Here is a 22914-nt window from a genome sequence, read left to right as displayed (position 1 = left end):
ATATTCGGTAGTAATTGAAACGAAAAGCGTCTAAAATATGACTTTATCTGGGAAGCATTTGTTTAGAAAGCTGAATGATCTCTTCAAGCTTTTCTACTATTTCCATAGGTTTCTCTTCCTGCAGAAAGTGACGTGAACTTAATTCGTGAATTTTTGCTAGTCCTGCCACTTTTTTGATTTCCTGTGCGTGATGATCGAGGGTTAAGAATGGATCGTCTGCTCCCCAGACTGCCTGAACTGGATAAGGCACCTCTTGCACTGCCTTATAACACAAACTTCTAAATTCTTCTGAATCGTCGAAATTTCTCATCAGTTTTAAAAAAGCATCCCCACCATCGTCTCGTTTTAAAATATCAAGATGAGCATTAATTTCATTTTTCGGAATTCCCGAACTGTCATTTACCCCCATTTTGTTGAACATTATTTGCCAGGTAGGGTGTATTAGGGTCGCCAGTTCTATCTCGCCCAAAACAGAATTCTCAAAAGGTCGCATCGACCACGGCTTTATAAAATTCACCCCATCTATCCAGGTATTAAGAATAGTAATGGACAAGACTTTATCTAGATTTTCTGCAGCTAGGGCAAAACCAACAGGACCGCCAACATCATGTATTAGTAAGTGGTATTTATCCAAACCTAGATTTTTAGCCGCTTCGGCACCAAACTTAGCAAAAGAAGAAAAAGAATAATCAAAATTTTCTGGTCTGTCAGAAAATCCTAATCCGGGAAAATCAATGGCCACGCCCCGGTAACCTTTTTCAGCCAGTGCCGGTACAATTTTTCGGTATAAAAATGAGGAAGTGGGAACACCGTGCAAACAAAGAACGGCTTCACCGCTTCCCTGGTCAAGAGCAAAACATTTTATGCCGTTAACATTAAAATATTTCCCGGAAGCTTCATGCTTCTCCATAATGACTACAATAGAATTTTTATCGCTCATAGTAAAAGGTTTGTTCTAAATTAATAAAAATAAGCGCGATCCGTAAAAATTCCAGCTGAAGATGAGCTATTAGTACTGAATTTATGATGAGTTTGTGATTTAAGACATTCCAATTCACCTCTTGTTTTGAAACCATAATTAATTTATTTAAGCAACTTAAAATTTTCTGGTTTTCAATTTTCCTTTTTTTATTTACTGTATGTCCGCTTTTGTTCCAGTAAATAATTTTTATTAATTAATTACAGGTTGTTACCGTCATGCTGAACTTGTTTCAGCATCTCAAATATGTGGTATAAGACCCTGAAAATCCGGATGGTACGGGACTGGGTGAAGCGACCATTTCAGATAGGATAATTTGGTCACTGGACGCTAAACGGATATACAATTTATTCACCTATTCCAATCAAATGAACCACTATGGACTAGAAGTCCATAGTTTCGGGCTGGTGACTTGAAGTCACCCAATGGTCATTTCTCCAATATAAAGTCTGTGTTTTCACCATCACCTGACTTTCTATGATGTTCCAAATATTCATTCACCATTTCATCGGTTATATTTCCTGTACTCTAGCAGCCATAACCTATTGCCCAAAAATGACGACCCCAATATTTTGATTTTAGTGAAGGGAACTCCTGTTGAAGTTTTCGAGAACTCCTGCCCTTAAGTTTCTTTACCAGATAGCTTATACTCATCGATGGACGATATTCAATATGCATATGAACGTGGTCTTTGGATATAACTCCTTTAAAAATTATGACATCTTCAGCTTCACATATCTGTATCAGAAGGGTTCGGCAACGAATTTGTATATCCCCTATTAGAATAGAATAACGATACTTCGTACTCCAAACTATGTGAGCAGATAACCTTGAAACTGTATGTCCATTACTTCTTTGGTCTGTCATAACACGAAGGTAGGTCTTTTTAGAAGCTAAAGCGAAATGCACTAAAGTGCATAGTTTTAACTATTTTTGAGACCAATAAATTCTTTCAGAGCTTGTTTAAACTAAATCCTATTGTATTAAAATTTATATTTTTTATAACTCTAAAGGATTTATGAATTAGATATCTTTAATATCTAATGCCTAAGATATCTCCATGGATAAAAAGAACATTGCAATCATAGGCTCTGGTGCCACTGCAATTTACTTACTAAAACATATAAATGATCATCTGGAAAAGCTCAAAAGCTTCATTCAAGAGATCAGTATTTTTGAGAAGGGAATACACATGGGAATGGGCATGCCTTATAATCCTGAGACAACCGATATCTATAATCTTGCTAATATCTCTTCTAAAGAAATTCCAGATTTGCCAGAAACCTTTGGCAACTGGTTGAGAGAGCAGAAACCAGAAATACTTGAATCCTGGAACATTAAAGATCTTCCTATAGATGACACAAAGGTTTACAGTCGCATTTCCTTAGGAGCCTATTTTCATGAGCAATACACAATCCTCATTCAAGAGTTAACTGATAAAGGTATTATAGTTCATCAAATTAATGAGGAAGAAGTTCGCGATATACTAATGGATGAGAAAACTAACCGAGTACTTGTGAAAACTTCAAAGGGTGGCTCAATAGATTTTGAAAAGGTAATTATTGCGACGGGGCATCATTGGTTTGAAGAAGATAATGAAGGAATTGGATATTACTCATCCCCTTGGCCTATTCATAAATTATTACCAAAACCCGGAGAGTATTATAATTATTCAATAGGTACACTAGGCGCATCCTTAAGCGCCTTTGATGTTGTAAGCTCTCTGGCACACAGACATGGGGTCTTCAGTGAAAAAGGTGATGAGCTAATCTATAAACTCAATCCCGATGCCCAAAGTTTTAAGATAGTAATGCACTCGGCTGAAGGCTGGCTTCCGCATTTACAATACGAACAGGAATATCCAATGCGTGAAATATACCGGCATGCTAAAAGGGAAGAAATACTATCCCTTATAGATAATGATGGATATTTGAGAATACATACATTTTTTGACAAGATTTGCAGACAAGCATTAATTCGATCTTTTGAAAAAGATACAATGCCTAAAATTGTTGAAAGGCTTGAAAGTGATAACATAAGCTTCAAAGATTTTGTTCAGATAATGTCAGATGAGCACGAATATTCCGATTCATTTGAAGGAATGCGCAAAGAAAGGGTGGCAGCGAGAAACTCTGTAAATAACAATAAACCTATATATTGGAAGGAAACACTGGATGACCTGATGTATTGTCTTAATTTTCATGCAGAGCTATTACCTGCAGAAGATCATTTGTTTTTTCGTAGGGAAGTAATGACGTTCCTGATGAATGTAATCGCAGCACTGCCTTTAGCTTCAGCCAATATCCTTTTAGCACTTTATGATGAAGGTTGTATAGATTTGGTTACAGGGAAAGCTGAAGTGATTGAAGATAGTGGAAAAGACGATAGAACACTTATTGAAGTTGAAAAGGAAGTTGGAACAAAGGAAACGTATAATTATAGAATGTTTGTTAACTGTGCCGGGCAGAAAAATATTGAACTGGAACAGTTTCCTTTCCCTTCACTCATCAAGGATGGAAAAGTAAGAAAAGCCAGAGCCAAGTTTAAGACGTTGAAAGACCTTAACGAACTTCCAGAAAGTATAAATAAGGATTTGGTCTTTCAAGAACAAAGCGAACTTCTGCTTTACACTGGAGGTTTAGATATTGATGCTGCATATAGGTTAATAAATAAAAATGGCAATCCAAACGATAATATTTATGACATCAGCTTTACTCATACTTCCGGGTGCAGACCTTATTCTTATGGTTTACAGGCCTGCAGTGCAACAAGTAAGATCTTGACAGAAGTTTGGCTCTTTGCTATTTCAGAAAATTCTGAAATTAATGTAGAGATTGAAAAAATCACAGAGCTCTATGATGATAATGAAATTTGAAAAATAACTAAGCTTTAATCTTCAGATGGTTTAAACTCTGATTTTAATTCTTCTAAAAAAATCGCAATTTTAATAATATACACAGTAGTAGTAATAGAGGATAACATAAAATTATAGTGATGGAAAAAAAATTCTTTGAATGGTCAATCTATATCAAAATCGCTAAGATTTCATTCTAATCACAGCAGAAATAATTATGGCTACGAGAGGATAATTTTAGATTATTTAAAAGTCCCTAGCTTTTCATTTTATCGGACTTACACCTCTTCCAAACTGAAATTAACATATATCATTACACAGGGGTATCGCTTTGTATGCGTAAAATAAAAAACTCTCTTTTCAAGACATCGGTTTTGATTTTTATAACATTCAAATTTTCAAAATCACCTTTGATACTTATTTTTTGTTTTGGTAGGTAATCCCTCCACCCCTTGTAATATTTTTCCCATAAGAATTTTATCCTCGGCAGTATGCAATACCGACATATCCCCAGTAGTTTCCAAAACTACAGCAAGCACTTCACTAAAATTGATCACATTTGCATTCCTTAATTTTGCAATGAGAGCGTCCTCTCCCACATTGGTTTTAATCAAGTTTTCATGTAGAATTACTCCATCAATCATCAACAACATAGGTTTATTGCTGAAGTATTTTTTAAATGTGGCAGATTTGCGGGTCATTAATGTAAACAATGACTGAAAAATTACTATACCGCTCAAAGCTACACTTCCCTTCAAAATGGATTGCCCGTCGTTCATCACGACAGCTGCTAGAATTGAGCCAATAGCTATTGTAGATGCAAAATCAAAACTTGACATTTTTGCAAATGTGCGCAACCCAGATATACGTGTAATTACTATTATCACTCCAAAAATAGCAACAATTGAAATTAGCATTTTAACCAATATCCAAAAGGATGGTAATATCCAATTTTCCATAACTTTTACTATTTAAAAAATCCCACCGAATTGCAGGGTGTTACTATAATTCTTCTTTCGGCAATTGAGATTTTGCTTTTTTTTGTTGAGCCTAGTTTCGGCTGAATCATTCAATATTTAGTAATCAAAATGTTGAAAATTTCTATTGACTTTGACTATTTCTACTTTGCTCAATGTATGCGTTATTAGGATTTTTTTTTCTTTCTTTATATTTGATCAGCTTGATAAATTACTTGTACCACTGTGAAAATTCTGAAAAACTTTTTCATGATTATTTTATAATTTAATTGAACGTCTAAATAGATTTAACCTATAAAAAGCAAACTGATCAAAATGTTGTTTAATTAAGATTAAAATCTGAATAATATTGATCAGTTTTGATTTACAAAATTATCATCAATAACTCAACTTGAAATATTTTTTAATAAAATTTTCATACAATACTAACATTATTCGTTAAACTTTAAATTAATTATTAAATTCTTCAGAACTAATTTAGAGATTAGGCCTACTGAATATTGTAGTTTGAATTTATATTATATGTAAAGAATATCTTGTTTGCTCACAATTCTATCTAAAGAACTTACAATTCTAGTGGTGTCATAATTATTATTTTGTTTTATCAAGTGTCCCAAAATGTCATTATAACTTGAAATAGGAACTGATTTTTCGATATATCCATAACCTTCATATATTCCATTTAACTCATATACAAATGCATCTTCAGACTTGTTTCTACCTTTCAATTTATAGATTTTTCTAGTCTTTTTTCTTCGGAATTGAGCAAATGCAACTTCAAATCTTTTATTGTATTCCTCAATTGATTCTCCGCCCGAACATACACACTCCTTAAACTTTTTAGTGAAATTACTGCAGGGACCTTCTACTTTTTCCAGACCTGAATGTTTCCTACACAAACTATATTCCTGACAAAAGTCTGCCAAAGATCCCACCACAGATTTTCTATTAAAATATTTTTCTGGTAAGCTATCTTCAAATTCTTTTCGTGTGATCTTTATTTTAGAAATGCCTTTTGCGGTAGTGGCCGAAGTAATTATATAGGGATCAGGATTTAATATTTGCTGCGAATTATAGCTTGGTTTTAAGCTTTTGATATTTGCGGTTTCCACAAGTTGCGCAATAACGTCATTACCAGTATAGATAACATCAATATCTTCTACTTGGGAATAGTCAATATTGCTCTGCGCAGTAGTATTGGAAAAATGGCTTTGTAATCGTTTGCGGATATTTTTCGCTTTGCCCACATATATCACCTCATCATGTTTGTTCAAGAAAAAGTAAACTCCAGGTGTTTTATTATATTTTGATAATTCATGACTATGAGGTTTTAATTCTGTAGTCTTATAATCTTCTAATTGCTGGCTTTTCTGATTTTTGAAGTTATTCATCACATCTAAAAAGACTTCAGCATATTCTATACTATTTGGTATATGTCGCTCAGAAACTAATTCTTTTATCTGTTCTAAATTCCTGTTCCCTTCTTTTCCTGAAGGCCAAAGAATTGTTGGCTTCAGATTAAAATTATAGCCTATATTTCTAAACTGTGATTTTAACAGATCGAACTGAATTTTTTCACTAAAAATTAATTCTTGATCTCGAAACAAATCGATCAACTCATCTGCTGAATTACAAAAAGGTTCGCTAGCTAATAATTCTAATCTATTTAGATCATTCAGCGTATATATCTTTTTAGGAATTGGCTGCTCCGGTCTTATAGTAAAAACTCTATAATCCTGATCAAAGTCCTTTGAATAAAGAACTAAACGGAAAGGAATTTTTGCCTTTGCCCCTAGTAGAATATACTGAATATAGATAAATATCATTTCGTCAAAAATAGGAAATATTCCGCATATTGGAAATATTCCAACTTGCTTAATAATTCTTATCTTTACAAAAAAAGAAATTGGAGAATCATATCCTTAACGAGAAACAGAAAAAAGCTGTTGAATTTAAAGGGAAACACCTTTTAGTTCTGGCAGGGGCGGGAACTGGGAAAACCAGATGTATTGTTGGGAGAGCAGCTTATTTAATTGATCAAGGAACGCCGCCAGAAAAAATACAGATTCTCACGTTTACAAAGAGATCTGCAAATGAAATAGTGGAGCGCGTAAAATCTTCCTTATCAGATAATCAAGCACAAAGCCTTAATGGTTCTACTTTTCATTCCTGGTGTAATCAGTTAATTGTGCGTTACCCCAATTTATTTGGTGCTTCCAATTATACAGTGATAGATCCAGATGATCAACTTAGTGTGATGATGATGGTTTGCGGAGATCAGGTTATTGAGTATAAAGGAATACGCATAAAACCCCAGCAATTAATCGATATATATTCTTATGGAAGAAATACTAGACAAAATCTTTCCAACTCCATCCGTGAAAAGGTCTTTAAAGGGAAAAAGGATGAAGAAACAAATGACGAAATAGATATTATTAGACCTAAAGTTGAAGTCCTACTTAAAGCTTATCAAATAAAAAAAGGAGATGGGAGATATCTGGATTATGATGATCTTTTATTGATAGTTGCAAATAGATTGCGAAATGATGAAGAGGCACGAACTATTCTTTCTCATCAGGTAAAGCATTTATTGATTGACGAATTCCAAGATACCAATCCGCTCCAATGGTATTTACTCGAACCCTTCTTACAAATTGCTAATTTTTATTGTGTTGGAGATGATGCTCAGTCCATTTATTCTTTTAGAGGTGCCGATTTTAAAAATGTCCATCTTTTTAAAGAAAGAGTTCCAGAGTCTGAAGTTCTAATACTAGATAAAAATTACAGGTCTACACAAGAAATACTAGATCTTTCAAATTGGTTGATAGAAGAATCAAGTCTTGATTACAACAAGAAATTAATATCCACAAGAGGTGAGGGTATTAAACCCAAACTTATTAATGTAGCCAGCCAATGGGAAGAGGCAAACTTTATTGCTGAAAATATCCTAGAGAATTTCACAGAAAATAATAAGAATTTTATAGATCATTTAATACTTTCAAAATCTACCTACTACACCAAACCACTACAGGCGGTTTTTATTCAGAAGAAAATCCCGTACGTGACTTATGGTGGAAGGAAATTCATGGAAGCGGCACATATAAAAGATGTGATCTCTGCCCTTAGGGTAGTTAACAATGTATATGACGAAATTGGTTGGATGCGATTTCTGACTTTTTGGGATGGAATTGGAGAAATAAAGGCGGGTAAATATATTTCTAAAATCTTAGAATTTAAAGATCCTTTAGAATGCGCACAGAATCTGGAAGATGTCATTGGTGGTGCTGATGGTGAAAAGATTGGCGAAATTTATAATACTATCTTCATAAATTCCGGTAATGTCAAGAAAGCCATTCAGGAAACCTATTCCAAAATGGAGTTACCCTTGGCTTTTAAATATAGAAAGGATTGGGAGGAGAAAAGAAAATCTGACTTCCCGGTACTGGAAATGCTTGGTGACAATTACTCAACAATCGGTCAGTTAATTTCTGAAGGTATTCTAGAAAACGCAAAACAATTGAATGGGGAACCTGTTTTAGAGGGTTCTCAATTAAATGATAGTGAAATTAAAGATCATGTAATTATATCTACCGTGCATTCAGCTAAAGGATTAGAATCTGATGTGTGCTATGTGTTGAATGTATCTCCAAAAGTGTATCCAAGCGCATGGAATCTCCATAGTGAAGAAAGTATTGAAGAAGATAGACGAGTCTTATATGTTGCTTTAACCAGAGCTAAGAATGAATTATATATTACTCGCGATACTAATTCAATAAACACAGTGAATAATTCCGATAATTCTTCTGATGCTTCTTCTAAGTACTTTCTGGAGAAATTACCTGAGAATTTTATAGATCAAATTATTAACCCCTTTAGCATCATTAAACCTAGGGATATCCTCACCCCCAATAAGATCGATCTGTCTACAGGGATGGATTTTTCGTAAAAGTAATATGAAACAATTAATGCTAGTTTTCTAGTCTTTGGATCGCGTCCATCATATCTGTTTCCTGTGATAAAACCTCAGCAAATAGATCTCCTTTTTCCTGAATTCTGGTTTGAAAATTTTTGATATTAAAATCTAAGATTTTTAGTCCGCTCTTCACCTCTTTCCACTCCAAAGGTGCAGAAACGGGAGCGCCTATTTTTGGCCTTACACAATACGGTGCAGCTATAGTTTGTCCCTGTCTGTTTTGAAGATAATCCAGATAGATCTTTCCTTTTCTGTCTTTCACCGCCCTAACCATACTTGTTAATTTTGGCACTTTTTGTTCAATGAAATAGCAAAGGAGTTTAGTAAAATTCATGGCTTCTTCATAGGTGTATTGAGCTTTTAATGGAATATAAATATGCAGTCCACTAGAACCTGAAGTCTTGCAAAATCCTTTAATTTCAGCAATATCTAAAACCTCTTTCGCGGCTTGTGCCACTATTATCACTTCCTCAAAAGTGTTTTCTTTTGAAGGATCCAGGTCGATAATAGTATAATCCGGATAGTCCAAAATATTTACACGAGAGTGCCATGGATTGATCTCTATACATCCCAAATTAGCCATATACAAAAGGCTCGCTTCATTCTGGCAAAGCAGATAACTGATGATCTTATTCGAAGATTTTGAAAATACATCTTCCGTCTCAATCCACTCAGGTAGATTTTCATTGTCCTTTTGATAAAACCCAGGTCTATTGATGCCGTTGGGATGTCTGTGGAGATTTTGTGGCCGATCTTTTAAATATGGTAAAATATAATCTGAGATATTGAGATAATAATCAATAAGATCATATTTAGTATATCCATCATCCGGCCACAATACTTTATCTAAATTAGAAATTGGCACATGCAATCCTCCAACTTCTAAAGTGATGGAGCTGGGCTTAGAAAGATTAGCAGTAGACTTTGAAGTATTTTTAATTGGAGCAGAAACTTCTTGGAGGTTTTTATCATTGCGAATTCCCTTAAATACGGGATGACGCATAATTCCGTTTGTAGTCCACTCGGAGAATTTTACCTCGCAGATCAAGGTCGGATTTACCCAATGCGGATTACGTCCTTTCAGATTTGGCTTTTTTTGAAAAGGATGATTTTCAATTTCTAGCTTCTCAAACCGATCTAACAATTCCCGTTGATCTTTTGCTGAAAAACCAGAACCGCAATTGCCAATGTATTTCAATTGATCCTCCACATACATCCCCAAGATCAAACTGCCAAAAACACCTCCACCTCCAACGGAATCGGTATATCCACAGATTATAGCCTCTTCAGTTTCCACAGCTTTGATCTTTAACCAATTCTCACTTCGATATCCCGGGGAATAGGTGGAATCGATTTTCTTGGCCATCACGCCCTCCATTCCGGCATTAATGGCTTTTTTATATAGTGCTGCACCCATTGCTTCAATATGATCACAGTAAAGTGTGTAAGATAAATTTTCAATTACTTCCGGAATAAGACTTTTCCTTTCAAGTAGCGTAAGATCCAGCATGCTATGACCGTTTAGATAAAGCATATCAAACACATAATATCTCAGGCTTCCAGAAGTCGTTTCATCATAATTTTGCAAAGCTTGAAACTGGGGGATACCATCCTCATTTACAATTACCACCTCTCCATCTAGAATCACATCATGCTCTACTCCTTCCAGATCCTTTGCCAGTGCTTTGAACTTGGTATTATAAGAAATACCATTTCGCGAATATAGATGCACTTCCCCGTTTTCAATATGTGCCATAACCCTATATCCATCCCATTTTAATTCATACACCCATGACTTATCATTGAAAATATCTTTGATGGATGATGCTAACATTGGCTTTACAAACTCGTCAGGATTAAGTTTCTTTACTGCAGTATTCTTCTTATTTGCAAGAGAGGAATCATCTATAAAAACTTCTGAATCATAATCAAGGTCTGTAGAATACTTGTCTTTTTTCTTGATCAGCAACCAGTGATTATCTGCATCCCGGCGTTTGGTATGCACTAAAGCAAAGATACCCTTGACCTTCTTGCCAAAAAATTCAATTTTTAAATCTCCTTTTTCAAATTGCTGGATAAGATCCATATCTCCATATTCCGGTGCAATTCTATACCTACCTTCATCCCAAATTTTCATAATACCAGCTCCATAATTACCTTTTGGTATTGTACCATGAAAGCTTAGATATTTCACAGGATGATCTTCTGTTTGGATAGCTAGTCGCTTATCATCCGGATTCATTGAAGGGCCTTTAGGTATGGCCCAACTTTTTAAAACTCCTTCTAGCTCTAGGCGTAGATCATAATGTAATCTACTAGCTTTATGACGTTGAATCACAAACCTGTCCGCGTTATCATGACTTAGTTCTGCCGGAGGCTCAGGTGTTTTGTTGAAATCTCGCTTTTTAATATAATCTTCAAGTGCCATTATATTAGGAAGCTTTACTCTTCTTTTTCTTCTCCAAACTGGCTTTAAGCTGTGCCATTAGATCTGTGGCAGGAGTTGGTTTACTTTCAAATTTCTCAGGTTTCTTAACTTTCCCAGTGGATTTTGACTTAATGATCTTCATCAACTGTTCATTATAAACATCCTTATATTTTTCAAGATCGAATTTATCTGTGTACTGCTCAATTAAACTGATGGCCATTTCGACTTCTTTTTTTGAAATCTTGATGGTAGGTAATTTAAGCTCCCCTGGATCTCGAATTTCATCATCAAATCTAATTACATGTAGAACAAGTGCTTTCTTATAGATACCAATAAGACAAAGATTTTCCTTTTGGCGCATTACGAAAGTAGCAACTCCCACTTTTTTAGTTTTTTTTAAAGCATCTCGCAATAGATTATAGGATTTACCTCCTTCTTTTTGAGGTTCTAGAAAATAGGGCTTTTTAAAAAGCACATCAGCCACGTCAGATTCATTGATGAATTCTTCTATATCTATGGTTTTATTTTTCTTTAAATTGGCTTGTTCAAAGTCCTCTTTTTCTAAAACTATATAAGCATCATCTTTTTTGAAACCCTTTACAATGTCTTTCCATTCTACTTCCTTGCCGGTTTCTTCATTTACTCTTTTGTATCTAATTCGAGCGTTGTCGTGCCTATCTAGCATATCCAAGTCTAGCTTTCTATCTTCAGAACCTGAATATAACTTAATAGGTATTGACACTAGTCCGAAACTAATGGAGCCATTCCAAATTGATCTCATATTTTATAATTTCTAATTAGAGGTAAAAAAATTAATTAGGGAGTCAATACCACTTTTACGCAGCCATCCTCCTTATTTCTAAACTTTTTATAAGCCTCAGGTGCATCCTCTAATTTCATTCGATGAGTTATAATAAATGAAGGATCTATTTTACCCTCTACAACTTTTTTAAGAAGTGGTTCCAAATAGTGTTGCATGTGGGTTTGGCCCATTTTCAAATTGAGGGATTTGTTCATTGCAATCCCGAAGGGTAGTTCCTTTACCTTTCCAAGATATACCCCAGGAATAGAAACATTTCCAGCCTTTTTACAGGATTTAAAAATTTGTGCTAATGCACTTGGTTGGGAAGCATCTAAATTCTTTTGGAAACCTTCAGCACCGTGAGCTTCAGCTCCAACAGCATCTATGCAGCAATCAGGGCCTTTTCCTTTTGTCATTTCCATTAATTTCGAGTACACTTCATCTGCATCAACTGTCCTAATTACTTCAGCCTTTCCATGCTTCTCTGCCATATCTAGTCTTTCTTTGACCACATCTATGGCGATTACGCGTTTAGCACCCAACATCCAAGCACTTTGAATGGCGAATTGTCCTACTGGACCACATCCCCATACTGCTACGGTATCACCTTTCTTAATATTAGCATTTTCGGCCCCCATATATCCTGTTGGAAAAATATCAGATAAAAAGAGAGCTTGATCATCGCTTAACGAATCCGGAACTTTTATAGGCCCTACATCAGCATATGGCACCCGAACATATTCTGCTTGGCCTCCAGAAAAACCTCCCAACATGTGGGAGAAACCAAAAAGTCCAGATATAGAATGACCTAAATTTTCTTTACAAAGATCTTCATTGGGATTAGAATTGTCACAAAGCGAAAAAAGATCTTCATCGCAGTAATTACAATGTCCACATGCAATGGTAAAAGGAATTACAACCCGATCCCCTTTTTTAAATTTTTTGACATCTTTCCCTATTTCTACGACTTCCCCCATAAATTCGTGACCTAAAATATCCCCCTTTTCCATAGTAGGCATTAAACCTCCATAAATGTGCAGATCTGATCCGCAAATAGCAGTTGAAGTAACCTTTATGATTATATCTCTTTGATCTTCAATTTTAGGATCTGGAACGTTATCGATTCTTACATCCTCATTTCCGTAATAACATAATGCTCTCATAATAATACATTTAGGTTGAAATTAGTTTGTATTAAATTTAAGTAATCGGTAGAAATTAAAAATGCAATTAACAATACTTTGTAAATTGTATGAGAATTTATAGAATATTAAGAATCCAAGAAAATTCCAATTTTTCAAATGATAATACACCCTAGGGAATATGAACTTATCGCAAATAACAGATTTAGTCGAAAAAGTGCGATTTTAGAAACCAAGAAAGAAAATAGTTAAGTCAATAAGCCCAATAATTTTCAGGACGCATCCATATTCCTGCTAATTGCATTACTCAACACAGTTGTAATTGAATGCTCTGATTCAAATTCTGCAAAGACCATATTAGAATTCTCAACTGAATAAAATCAATCTCTCGCAACTGTTTCGCTGATTTTTAATATGGAAGCTTTTTATTTTTCTTAAGAGGTTTGGGCTTTTTCATATATAAGACCTTCTTCCTTTAACTCCTTCCAAAAATCGTTTGGTATCTTTCTTTAAAATACCCCAACGTTATCCACCACTTGCGCTGTTTTACTCATTCCTGAGATTATTGCTGCAAATTCATCTGAAGCCAATACAAAGTGCATTGCAGCGGTAATTATATCGGTGCCGTGATCTTTAGTAATGACTGCTATGCGGGCGCGTTTGTCCTCCATGCCTTTTGGAATATGTTCCTTGTAATTGTAGCGATTCTTATTGGCCATAAACCTAGAGTTATATTCAACGCCGGAAACTAGCTTTACCCCATTTTTATTTACAGCAGGCAACAAGCGATCTACCGCATCTTCGTGCTCCAAAATAGAGTATTGGGTTGCGGAAAGACAGATATCGAGATCTGCCGCTTCCATACAATCTAGAATAGGCCGTATTTTGTTTATACCCATTCCCCAAGCTTTAATAATTCCCTGGTCGCGATAATCCGAAAGCACATTGAACCCCTTTTTTAGCTATTTCCATATGATGCTTTTTCATTAAACAATTATGTCCTTGATTTTAATTGATTTTTCACTCAATAAGTGAGAAAAAAGTATTTTATACTCCACTTCTTTAAATAATAATCATTTTACTAAAACTCAATTCTTTATATTTAACAATCATAAATCAAAACATGTTAATATGACAAACTTAAAGTTTAAACTGAGGGCTTTTATGCTTTCTTTAAGCGTGGTAGCTTTTGTTTACTGCGACAAGGCTATGGGGCAAGAAAAAGCCAATCAAGATCCCGAGTTATCAATCGAATTCGAAAAATATGAGCTAGATAACGGTCTTAATATAATCCTTCATCAGGATAAATCGGATCCAATAGTTTCTTTAGCCATACAATATGGGGTAGGATCTAACCGCGAGAAAAAGGGACGTACAGGTTTTGCTCACCTTTTTGAGCACATGCTCTTTCAGGAATCCGAAAATGTTCCGCAGGATCAGTTCTTTAAAAAGATTCAGGATGCCGGAGGTACTTTAAACGGTGGAACCTGGCAAGATGGAACAGTATATTACGAAGTTGTACCAAAGAATGCACTCGAAATGGTAATGTGGCTGGAATCTGACAGGATGGGCTACCTAATTAATACCGTAACTGAAACTGCCTTTGCAAATCAGCAAGAAGTAGTACAAAACGAAAAGCGTCAGCGGGTGGACAACAACCCTTACGGTCACACCGGCTGGGTGATTGATAAAAATCTATACCCAGATGGACATCCTTATAGCTGGCAGGTAATTGGGGAACTTGAAGATCTTCAAAATGCCACCGTAGCTGATGTAAAAGAATTCTACGACAAATTTTACGGACCTAACAATGCAACATTGGTTATTGCTGGAGATTTTGAAAAAGCAGAAACCAAAAAGATGATAGAAAAATATTTTGGTGAAATTAAAAAACGACAGGAAGTGGCACCACTGAAAATACAAACTGTTACACTTGCCGAATCTAAACGGCTTTATCACGAGGATAATTTCGCAACAGCACCTCAACTTAATATGGTTTGGCCAGTAGTTGAGCAATACACCAAAGACGCATATGCATTAGATTTCCTTGGAAAAATACTATATGACGGAAAAGAAGCTCCATTATACAAGGTTCTTGTAGAAGAAAAGGAACTTACTTCCCAACCATACGCCTACAATAGTGCCAGCCAGATTGCCGGTAAATTCCAGATCTCTGTTACCGCAAATGCAGGTGTAGATCTTGATAGCGTAGAAGCAGGTATCGAGGAAGCATTTGCTTTATTTGAAAAAGAGGGTGTAACTGAAAGAGATATCGAGAGAATTAAGGCAGGCCAGGAAACCGACTTTTACAATGGCATAAGCAGTGTTCTTGGTAAATCTTTCCAATTAGCCCGTTACGATGTTTTCACTGGAGATCCCGGTTACATAGAAAAAGACATCCAAAACATTCGTGCAGTAACCAAAGAAGATGTAATGCGCGTTTACAAGGAATACATTAAAAACAAGCCTTTTATTCTTACAAGCTTTGTACCTAAGGGAAATTTGGACCTAATTGCTGAAAATTCTGAAAAAGCCGAAGTGGTTGAAGAAGAGATTACAGAGAATGTGGAATCTGAAGTGGCCGAAGTACAACAAGAAATACAAAAGACCCCTTCAAAATTTGATCGTTCAGTGCAACCTGAAATGGGTGAAACTCCTAAATTAAATATTCCAGATTCCTGGAAAGCAACACTTGGTAATCAACTTAAGGTTTACGGATTGGAACAAACTGAATTGCCTTTGGTGAATTTCAGTATTGTTATTGAAGGAGGACATTTACTAGACGACTTAAGTAAAAATGGAGTGGCAAATTTAATGACAGATATCCTGATGGAAGGTACTGCCAATAAAACTCCTGCAGAACTGGAAGAAGAAATAGACATGCTTGGTGCTAGTATAAACATGTATACCACCAACGAATCTATCGTTATTCGTGGGAATACCCTTACGCGTAACTTTGATAAAACAATGGCTCTGGTTTCGGAAATTTTACTTGAACCTCGTTGGGATGAGAAGGAATTCGCCCGCATAAAAACCAGTACTATTAATGGGATAAAAAGAAATGAGGCTAATCCTAACGTAATTGCAAACCAGGTTTACAACAAGGTGCTGTATGGTGAGGATCATCCTTTTGCTTATCCAACTTCAGGAACAGTAGAATCTGTTAAATCTATTAAAATTCAAGACTTAAAAGAATATTATAATAAATATTTTTCTCCCACTGTGAGCCGTATGCATATAGTAGGTGATATTTCTAAAGCTGAAGCTTTAGAAGCTGCAAAAAGTCTGGCAGAAAAATGGGAACCAAAAGAGGTAAATATTCCCGAATTTGATGTTAGCAATGATCGTGACAAGGCATCCTTATATTTTGTAGATGTTCCTAATGCCAAGCAATCTGTTATCAATATTGGATACATCGCTTTACCAAGAACCAGTGAAGATTTCTTCCCGGCCGAGGTGATGAATTACAAACTAGGAGGATCCTTCTCCGGAAATGTCAACCTTATATTACGTGAGGAAAAAGGATATACCTATGGTGCCCGTTCAGGTTTCAGCGGATCAAAAATTCCGGGAACCTTTACCGCTTCCTCGAGTGTGCGTACAAATACAACCGGAGAATCTGTAGGGATTTTTAAGGATGAAATCGCTAAATATAAAGAGGGTATAACTCCAGAAGATCTGGAATTCACAAAAAATGCATTAATAAAATCTAATGCCCTTCGTTTTGAAACCCAGGGATCATTACTTGGAATGCTACAGGAAATGAGTGCTTACGATCTTGATCCTAAATATATTGAGAAAGAAGAGAAGATTATTGGTTCTATGACCTTGGAGCAACACAAGAAGCTGGCGCAAAAATATCTGGATGAGTCAAAAATGGCTTACCTGGTGGTTGGGGATGCAGCTACTCAGCTGGAACAGTTTAAGGAAATGGGTTTTGATGAAGTAAAATTGCTGGATAAGCAAGGAAATGAAGTTAAACAACCTATTGATCTTAAAACGGAAAAAGTTATAGATTAATTCAAGAGTTAGTGTAAACAAAGAAACCCGCCGGAATGGCGGGTTTCTTTGTTTCATTTCTTTTTGTCTAAAAACCTGAATACACTGTGGGAATCGAAACATTTGTAAGTCGAGGTTTTAATTATTTCTGAATTTCGATTCGAAATGCCATCCAAAACATTTGGTATGTCTAAACTTAAGCATTGTTCATATCCTCCAAAGACATCTTCAGACGAATGAAATCAGTTAGCATATTTGGGCTCTCCCTGAATATGTTGATAGTGCTCTTCGGTAAGGGTTATTTCAAGTTTTCTCATCTTGATTCTATTTACACTACAAGTACAGAGTGGAGGTTTGAAAAAGGATGTCGACCGAAATGAAGTGAAATACAAAAAGCTTCAATTGATCTTTAAATTAATAAAATTTTGACCTATGAAACGATAAATAAATTAATTGTATGTCCGTTTAGAGTACAGTGACCAAATTATCCCATCTGAAATGGTCGCGTCACCCAGTCCCGAACCATCGGGAGTTTCAGGGTCATATACCACATATTTGAGATGCTGAAACAAGTTCAGCATGACGGTAACAACCTATAATCAATTAATAAAAAACTATTTACTGGAACAAAAGCGGACATACAGAAAAATTATATTCATAACTTGATTTCTCCGTACACAGGCTTAATAAAATGACCATTTAAAAAATCACTGGTATGGACCTGGCTTTGGAGGATCACTCCTTTTTCTGAGCCTTCCAGCAAAAGCAGCGCAGATTGAAGTAAAGGAGCCGCGGTAGTAGTTTGAATGGCACGAAGCCAATGCTTTCCTATTTTTTGAGGCAGGATCCTGTTGGACACTTCAATTTTTCGCTTGAGGCCCTTATCGTCTTTCCCCTCTACTGAAGCAAACAGGATAATCTGGTCTTCCTCAATATGAGGGATCACCGCTTCCATTCTTTCCTGTAATTGTTTCAATACATTTGCGCTTTTTCCCATCGAATTCAATTGCTCACCCACCCAGGCGTAGTGTCCTGGAAATCTAAGGGTCTTATAATCCAAAGACCTCACCTGGTTTTCCAGAAATTTAGGTAGATCTGCTGCACCACCAGAGGTTAGATCTTCTTCATAAGTTTTTCCGTCAATGATAATACGTGCTCTTTCAGAAAGAGAGGCTAAAGTGCTTTCTTTATTATTGCGAATTACTACTGCATCTTTCAAATATTCTGTGGCCACTCCCACCGGACTCCAGGTGAATCCATAATAATGAGGGGCTACCGCGTGTTTAGTAAGTGCGCCGACTTTAAGAGCGATAGAATCCACTTGTTTAACCTTATATTTTTCACAAAATTCTTGAAAGAGATGATGCCCTAAAACATCGATATAACCGGGCGCCAGTCCGGTTTGTAATAAGAAGCCGGTATCTGCATCCTGAGCCAAAGCTTTTATGCTTTCGGTTTCTGAAACATATTCGGTGAGATTCGCATAATGCATAGAGTAATCTTTTGCCAATACCGCCATCTTGGGCGCGAGACTACCGGGAAGACAATCAAGAAGAATATCCGCTTTATTAAGAATTTTTTTTTGCTTATCTGTGATATCATCTAAGGGTAATTCAAAACACTCGATCTCAATTTTCCTGGAAGCACCCTGTTTGATCCAGGATGCCATTTTTTGAGCTTTGTCCAGGTTTCGGTTGGCTATAAAAAGCCTAGGACATACCGCACTTAATTCCGCAAGCATAAGTCCGGCTGCCTGAGCAATCCCGCCAGCACCTGCGATGATGATATCATATTGTCTATTCATACTTAAAGTTAAGTAATTTTTGATTCTTCAAAAGAATTTTTATCTAATATAAAATGCTTAAGTAAAAGAAGATCAATAATTTAAAATAAATAGAAAATTTTATCAGATATTGGTTTTCAGCACAGATTTAGGCTGCTAAAATATTATTCAACCCTTGTTGTTTTGCCATTTGAATAAAGGTCGAGAAGCATGGGCAATGTAAAAATTAAGATTCCAAGCACAGAAACACTTAGTGCGATGGCTTTGATCCAGGCAGGGAGTTCAAATTTCAAAAAGGGATAAATCAAGAACCTCGGGGGCAAGCCCACGAGGTATATGCCGATGGTTTGGGAGGGAAATACTTTTAAAAATTCGAGGCAAGCCCGCCTGAATGTTTCGGGCAGGCCTCGGGGAATTAACCCTCAATGAGGGAATAAAATAAAAAAGCAGGAAAAGAATGAACTGGAAAACAACCAGCAAATAATCCTTTTCTCTATACACTCATGAGATCATCAAGTTAAAGAATTATTTTTTGGACATCGATTTCCATATCTTTTTACCAAGGCTTACAATTGCCAGGACGATCATACCAATTACCAGACCCAGCAAAAACTCCACAATGATTGAAGGAATACTTTCGAAAAGTCCGTGTAGAAAATCTATATTGTGAGAGAAAATCCCACCAGAAACGAGTAATAAAGCAATTGTACCAATTATCGATAAACTTTTGATCACTTTTGGTAAGGCACTCACCAGGAATTTTCCAATTTTATCAGAAAAACTATCCTCACTATCGTTGAAATCGATCAGTTTTGCTCCAAATTCATCCATACGAATAATCAGTGCTACAATACCATAAACTCCCACAGTTGCGATCAAAGCAATGATAGTAACCACAATTATTTGCGTTGAAAGAACTTGAGTGGCAACAGTGCCTAAAGCGATGATAATGATCTCTACCGAGAGTATAAAATCAGTAAGAACTGCCGATTTGATCTTTCCCTTTTCTCTCGCTAAAACTTCTTCTTCTGAAAGTTCTTCTAAAACCGGCTTTTCTGAGGCATGAGCATGTGGAAAGAAATATTCATAGATTTTCTCTGCTCCTTCATAAGCCAAATATAAACCACCAAAAATTAAAATTATTGTGATCGCTGCGGGTACAAACGCACTTAGCAGAAATGCTACAGGTAGAATTATGACCTTATTGAGTAAAGATCCTTTGGTAATAGCCCAAAGGACCGGGAGCTCTCTGGAAGAAATAAACCCAGAGGCCTTTTCGGCATTTACCGCTAAATCATCCCCTAATATTCCCGCTGTTTTTTTACCAGCGACCTTGGTCATTACTGATACGTCATCCATAAGGGCAGCGATATCATCTAATAGTGCAAAAAATCCAGATGCCATATAATTCTTAATTAATGCACGAAGTTAAGTTTCATTTTCTAAAATTGCACAAAGTGCAATTAGATTTAATAAAACTTTGACTAATTCCTCCTGAGGCCATCACTTAGTAAATTACGAAAGACAGAAATCTATAAAACATGGAGTCTCTCCAGTGACCAAAAGTTGTTACTATATATCCCATATTTTCTATTGGAAACTAATCCTCTCCAGCTTCAGCAAACCAAAAAAACTATTGTTTTAGCTGTGAAATAAGTTCTTTATATCATTAATAAAAAGCAACTAAGAACACATTTTAAAGGAATTTATTTGCTTCAAATAAACTTAGATTTAACATAAAAATGTTAAAGAATGTTAGTATGATTCAAAATAATATTTATAAAAAGTAATTTCATTAAAAGGAGAAAAAGTTTCTTCAAAATTGTATTTAATTTAAAAATATTCAAAATGAAAACACCAAATTATGATGATAAAGTAGGGAAGCACCCTATCCCTCATGCCGAAGGAATCGCTAAAGACGAAAAGAGAAAAGACGAGAAGAAAGAAGGTGACAAGAAAAAAGAGGAAGACAAAAAAAAGTAAAGGATAATATTGTAAGAGGTTAATTTTCAGAATTAAAACAATATCTTTTTTAAATTTTGTAAAAGTCTTACTTATCTATACTATATAAAAACATTGAATCTAATAATTTTAAATAAAATAATTATGAGTAAAGACGGTCCAAACCCAGAGAAAACAAGTAAAAAAGAACAATCCATCAATCACGAAGCCACGCAAGGAAAGAAAATAAACCACCAGGTTAAGGATAAAAGGGAACATACAGAACCTAGAGATAATTTATCTTCAAAATCATAACGAATAGTTTAAAAGGATATTTAGCTCACATAGCTTATTTCTAAATATCTCTATACTCTAGTATTCCCACGAATTTGTCTTTCAAATTCAGGATTAAGAAATTTAAAAGCCACTTGAAGAAGTGGCTTTTTTTTTATAAACTATTATTTCTTTACTTCTTTGACAGAAAGCCTAAGAAAAAGCCGTTGACCAAAATCTAATTTGTATTCATACTTTTGCAAATTGGATGTTTTAGAAATCTTATAAGTATTATTTTTGGCAGGATTAATCAAATTTTTTAGAAAGAACAGGGAAGAAGTAGGTTTTGGATGGATGCTCACTTTTCTATCCAGTTTTGGTCAGACTTTTTTGATCTCCATTTATGTACCCGAAATTCTAAAAACTTTCGACATTTCTAATGGGCTTTTTGGAAGTATTTATGCAATCGCAACAGTGACTTCTTCTGTCATCATGCTATCTGTAGGGCATCTTGTGGATCATAAACCGATTAAAAAAATAACCATACTTACTGTAGCATTACTCGCTGTTTCTTCTTTTCTTTTAGGAATTTCTCATTTGAGTATCGCTATTCTTATAATTGCCCTTATTGGGCTAAGATTGACCGGACAGGGATTAATGAGCCATATCAGCCTTACGGTCATGTCAAGGCATTATGATTTGGATCGGGGAAAAGCCTTGAGTATTGCTTCGCTAGGTTACGCAATTGGTGAGGCTATTTTCCCGATTTTTATTTCAACACTTATTCTTTGGTACGATTACCAAGTTGCCGCGATGGCCAGTGCAGCTTTCCTATTGTTATATTTATTCAGATTATATTTTTCTGATCTTACACATTTTGATAAAGCGCTGGAACTGGCAACCAAACCTTCAGCAGGTTCCTTAATCAGGGAGTATAAAAATCTACTAAAAACTAAAGCCTTTTTCATACTAATGCCAGTAAGCTTTGCACTAAGTTTTACCATAACCGCTGTTTTCTTCTATCAATATGTGGTAGTGGAAGATAAAGGTTGGTCGGTTTCACTGTATGCCAGTTTTTTCACCGTATACGCATTAACCAGAGTCATATTTTCAATTTACGGAGGCGTATTAGTAGACAAATATTCTGGCAAGAAAATGTTTCGCTACTACCTGATCCCTTTTACTTTGGGATTAATCCCATTTGCATTTTCCGATAGTATTTTTGGAGCCCTGGCTTTTTTAATCCTTGCCGGAATTAGTGTCGGGATGGCTGGAACGGTCAAATCTGCCGTATTGGCGGAAGTTTACGGAACCGAAAAGTTAGGAACCATTAGAAGCGTTTTCACCATGTTCATGGTTTTAAGCACAGCTTTAGGTCCGCTAATTTTTGGAACTCTGATGGATATGGGAATATCATTCGGATCGATACTATTTGTTACTGCAATAATCTTGATGCTTATTATTTTGAATGCACAACGCATAAGCACATTAAAATAACCTCTACTGCACATAACTCTGTGAATATATTATTTTAATATTTAGACCAATTCAAACAGCTAAAAGCTAAACTTAGTAACAGTAAAATGGTTCTATGAATTGTGAAAATAGAGGCTATAGCTACCTCTTGAAATAGAAATTTTGTTCCTTTATTGGAACTCCAAATACTAAACAAAATCCCATTGGTTGTTGCCGGGCCTAAAGTAGTTCTGGATTGGATTAAAATTATAAATTCCCATCAAGTAATCTTGATGGGAATTCTTTGT

15 protein-coding genes and 1 pseudogene are annotated in these 22914 nt (G+C 35.6%); 6 read left to right on the top strand and 10 right to left on the bottom strand.

Annotation, left to right across the window (positions count from 1 at the left end; all coding sequences use genetic code 11):
• Positions 1 to 43: 43 nt before the first annotated feature.
• Positions 44 to 940, bottom strand: a complete 897-nt coding sequence (locus ES724_RS08490; RefSeq protein WP_146932074.1) for an alpha/beta fold hydrolase — start codon at positions 938 to 940, stop codon at positions 44 to 46.
• A gap of 468 nt (positions 941 to 1408) precedes the next feature.
• Positions 1409 to 1846, bottom strand: a pseudogene (gene tnpA / locus ES724_RS08485) (IS200/IS605 family transposase).
• A gap of 193 nt (positions 1847 to 2039) precedes the next feature.
• Between tnpA and ES724_RS08480 the strand changes: the two are divergent.
• Entirely contained in the window at positions 2040 to 3854 is a 1815-nt protein-coding gene (locus ES724_RS08480; protein ID WP_146932072.1) for an FAD/NAD(P)-binding protein, read from the top strand.
• 383 nt (positions 3855 to 4237) lie between these two features.
• Here ES724_RS08480 and ES724_RS08475 read toward each other — a convergent pair whose 3' ends face one another.
• Together ES724_RS08475 and ES724_RS08470 are read right to left on the bottom strand one after the other, a co-directional pair.
• Positions 4238 to 4792 (bottom strand): DUF421 domain-containing protein, encoded by a 555-nt coding sequence (locus ES724_RS08475; protein WP_146932070.1) that lies wholly within the window; start codon positions 4790 to 4792, stop codon positions 4238 to 4240.
• A 536-nt stretch (positions 4793 to 5328) separates the two neighbouring features.
• Positions 5329 to 6636 carry a GIY-YIG nuclease family protein gene (locus ES724_RS08470; RefSeq protein WP_146932068.1) on the bottom strand — a complete coding sequence of 436 codons (1308 nt, stop codon included), beginning with the start codon at positions 6634 to 6636 and terminating at the stop codon, positions 5329 to 5331.
• An 80-nt stretch (positions 6637 to 6716) separates the two neighbouring features.
• On the opposite strand from ES724_RS08470, the gene ES724_RS08465 reads away from it, so the two are divergent.
• Positions 6717 to 8756 carry an ATP-dependent helicase gene (locus ES724_RS08465; protein WP_146932066.1) on the top strand — a complete coding sequence of 680 codons (2040 nt, stop codon included), beginning with the start codon at positions 6717 to 6719 and terminating at the stop codon, positions 8754 to 8756.
• A 22-nt stretch (positions 8757 to 8778) separates the two neighbouring features.
• Here ES724_RS08465 and ligD read toward each other — a convergent pair whose 3' ends face one another.
• The 4 genes from ligD to ES724_RS08445 all read right to left on the bottom strand — a co-directional run bounded on the left by ligD (position 8779) and on the right by ES724_RS08445 (position 14099).
• Entirely contained in the window at positions 8779 to 11211 is a 2433-nt protein-coding gene (gene ligD / locus ES724_RS08460) for a DNA ligase D (protein WP_146932064.1), read from the bottom strand.
• A 4-nt stretch (positions 11212 to 11215) separates the two neighbouring features.
• On the bottom strand, positions 11216 to 11992 hold the full coding sequence (gene ku, locus ES724_RS08455) for a non-homologous end joining protein Ku (RefSeq protein WP_146932062.1): 777 nt from the start codon (positions 11990 to 11992) through the stop codon (positions 11216 to 11218).
• 35 nt (positions 11993 to 12027) lie between these two features.
• Positions 12028 to 13176, bottom strand: coding sequence for a zinc-dependent alcohol dehydrogenase (locus ES724_RS08450; RefSeq protein WP_146932060.1), 1149 nt, complete (start codon positions 13174 to 13176; stop codon positions 12028 to 12030).
• 488 nt (positions 13177 to 13664) lie between these two features.
• Positions 13665 to 14099: an aldo/keto reductase gene (locus tag ES724_RS08445; protein WP_211362753.1), complete on the bottom strand. Its 435-nt coding sequence runs from the start codon at positions 14097 to 14099 to the stop codon at positions 13665 to 13667.
• Between the two features lie 187 nt (positions 14100 to 14286).
• On the opposite strand from ES724_RS08445, the gene ES724_RS08440 reads away from it, so the two are divergent.
• Positions 14287 to 17175, top strand: a complete 2889-nt coding sequence (locus ES724_RS08440) for a M16 family metallopeptidase (RefSeq protein ID WP_146932059.1) — start codon at positions 14287 to 14289, stop codon at positions 17173 to 17175.
• Positions 17176 to 17809: 634 nt separating this feature from the next.
• Here ES724_RS08440 and ES724_RS08435 read toward each other — a convergent pair.
• Positions 17810 to 18958: a saccharopine dehydrogenase family protein gene (locus ES724_RS08435; RefSeq protein ID WP_146932057.1), complete on the bottom strand. Its 1149-nt coding sequence runs from the start codon at positions 18956 to 18958 to the stop codon at positions 17810 to 17812.
• 504 nt (positions 18959 to 19462) lie between these two features.
• Complete coding sequence (locus tag ES724_RS08430; protein ID WP_146932055.1) at positions 19463 to 20341, bottom strand: DUF808 domain-containing protein; 879 nt, start codon at positions 20339 to 20341, stop codon at positions 19463 to 19465.
• A 444-nt stretch (positions 20342 to 20785) separates the two neighbouring features.
• Here ES724_RS08430 and ES724_RS16900 point away from each other — a divergent pair, with 444 nt between their 5' ends.
• From ES724_RS16900 to ES724_RS08425, 3 genes are all read left to right on the top strand, one after another.
• Positions 20786 to 20920: a hypothetical protein gene (locus ES724_RS16900; RefSeq protein ID WP_262712803.1), complete on the top strand. Its 135-nt coding sequence runs from the start codon at positions 20786 to 20788 to the stop codon at positions 20918 to 20920.
• A gap of 123 nt (positions 20921 to 21043) precedes the next feature.
• A complete protein-coding gene (locus ES724_RS16495) occupies positions 21044 to 21193 on the top strand; it encodes a hypothetical protein (RefSeq protein WP_170249870.1) in 150 nt (49 codons plus the stop codon).
• 255 nt (positions 21194 to 21448) lie between these two features.
• Positions 21449 to 22648 carry an MFS transporter gene (locus tag ES724_RS08425; protein WP_146932053.1) on the top strand — a complete coding sequence of 400 codons (1200 nt, stop codon included), beginning with the start codon at positions 21449 to 21451 and terminating at the stop codon, positions 22646 to 22648.
• Positions 22649 to 22914 lie beyond the last annotated feature (266 nt).

The organism is Gillisia hiemivivida, from assembly GCF_007997295.1.
GTDB classification, from domain to species: domain Bacteria; phylum Bacteroidota; class Bacteroidia; order Flavobacteriales; family Flavobacteriaceae; genus Gillisia; species Gillisia hiemivivida.
The sequence above is the reverse complement of the archived record's forward strand: the minus strand, read 5'-3'. Positions and strand labels throughout refer to the sequence as shown.

What these genes read in the sequence shown, in the direction of transcription:
- ES724_RS08490 (WP_146932074.1), bottom strand. Translation starts at nt 940, where the DNA reads ATGAGCGATAAAAATTCTATTGTAGTCATTATGGAGAAGCATGAAGCT.
- ES724_RS08480 (WP_146932072.1), top strand. Translation starts at nt 2,040, where the DNA reads ATGGATAAAAAGAACATTGCAATCATAGGCTCTGGTGCCACTGCAATT.
- ES724_RS08475 (WP_146932070.1), bottom strand. Translation starts at nt 4,792, where the DNA reads ATGGAAAATTGGATATTACCATCCTTTTGGATATTGGTTAAAATGCTA.
- ES724_RS08470 (WP_146932068.1), bottom strand. Translation starts at nt 6,636, where the DNA reads ATGATATTTATCTATATTCAGTATATTCTACTAGGGGCAAAGGCAAAA.
- ligD (WP_146932064.1), bottom strand. Translation starts at nt 11,211, where the DNA reads ATGGCACTTGAAGATTATATTAAAAAGCGAGATTTCAACAAAACACCT.
- ku (WP_146932062.1), bottom strand. Translation starts at nt 11,992, where the DNA reads ATGAGATCAATTTGGAATGGCTCCATTAGTTTCGGACTAGTGTCAATA.
- ES724_RS08450 (WP_146932060.1), bottom strand. Translation starts at nt 13,176, where the DNA reads ATGAGAGCATTATGTTATTACGGAAATGAGGATGTAAGAATCGATAAC.
- ES724_RS08440 (WP_146932059.1), top strand. Translation starts at nt 14,287, where the DNA reads ATGACAAACTTAAAGTTTAAACTGAGGGCTTTTATGCTTTCTTTAAGC.
- ES724_RS08435 (WP_146932057.1), bottom strand. Translation starts at nt 18,958, where the DNA reads ATGAATAGACAATATGATATCATCATCGCAGGTGCTGGCGGGATTGCT.
- ES724_RS08430 (WP_146932055.1), bottom strand. Translation starts at nt 20,341, where the DNA reads ATGGCATCTGGATTTTTTGCACTATTAGATGATATCGCTGCCCTTATG.
- ES724_RS16900 (WP_262712803.1), top strand. Translation starts at nt 20,786, where the DNA reads ATGAAAACACCAAATTATGATGATAAAGTAGGGAAGCACCCTATCCCT.
- ES724_RS16495 (WP_170249870.1), top strand. Translation starts at nt 21,044, where the DNA reads ATGAGTAAAGACGGTCCAAACCCAGAGAAAACAAGTAAAAAAGAACAA.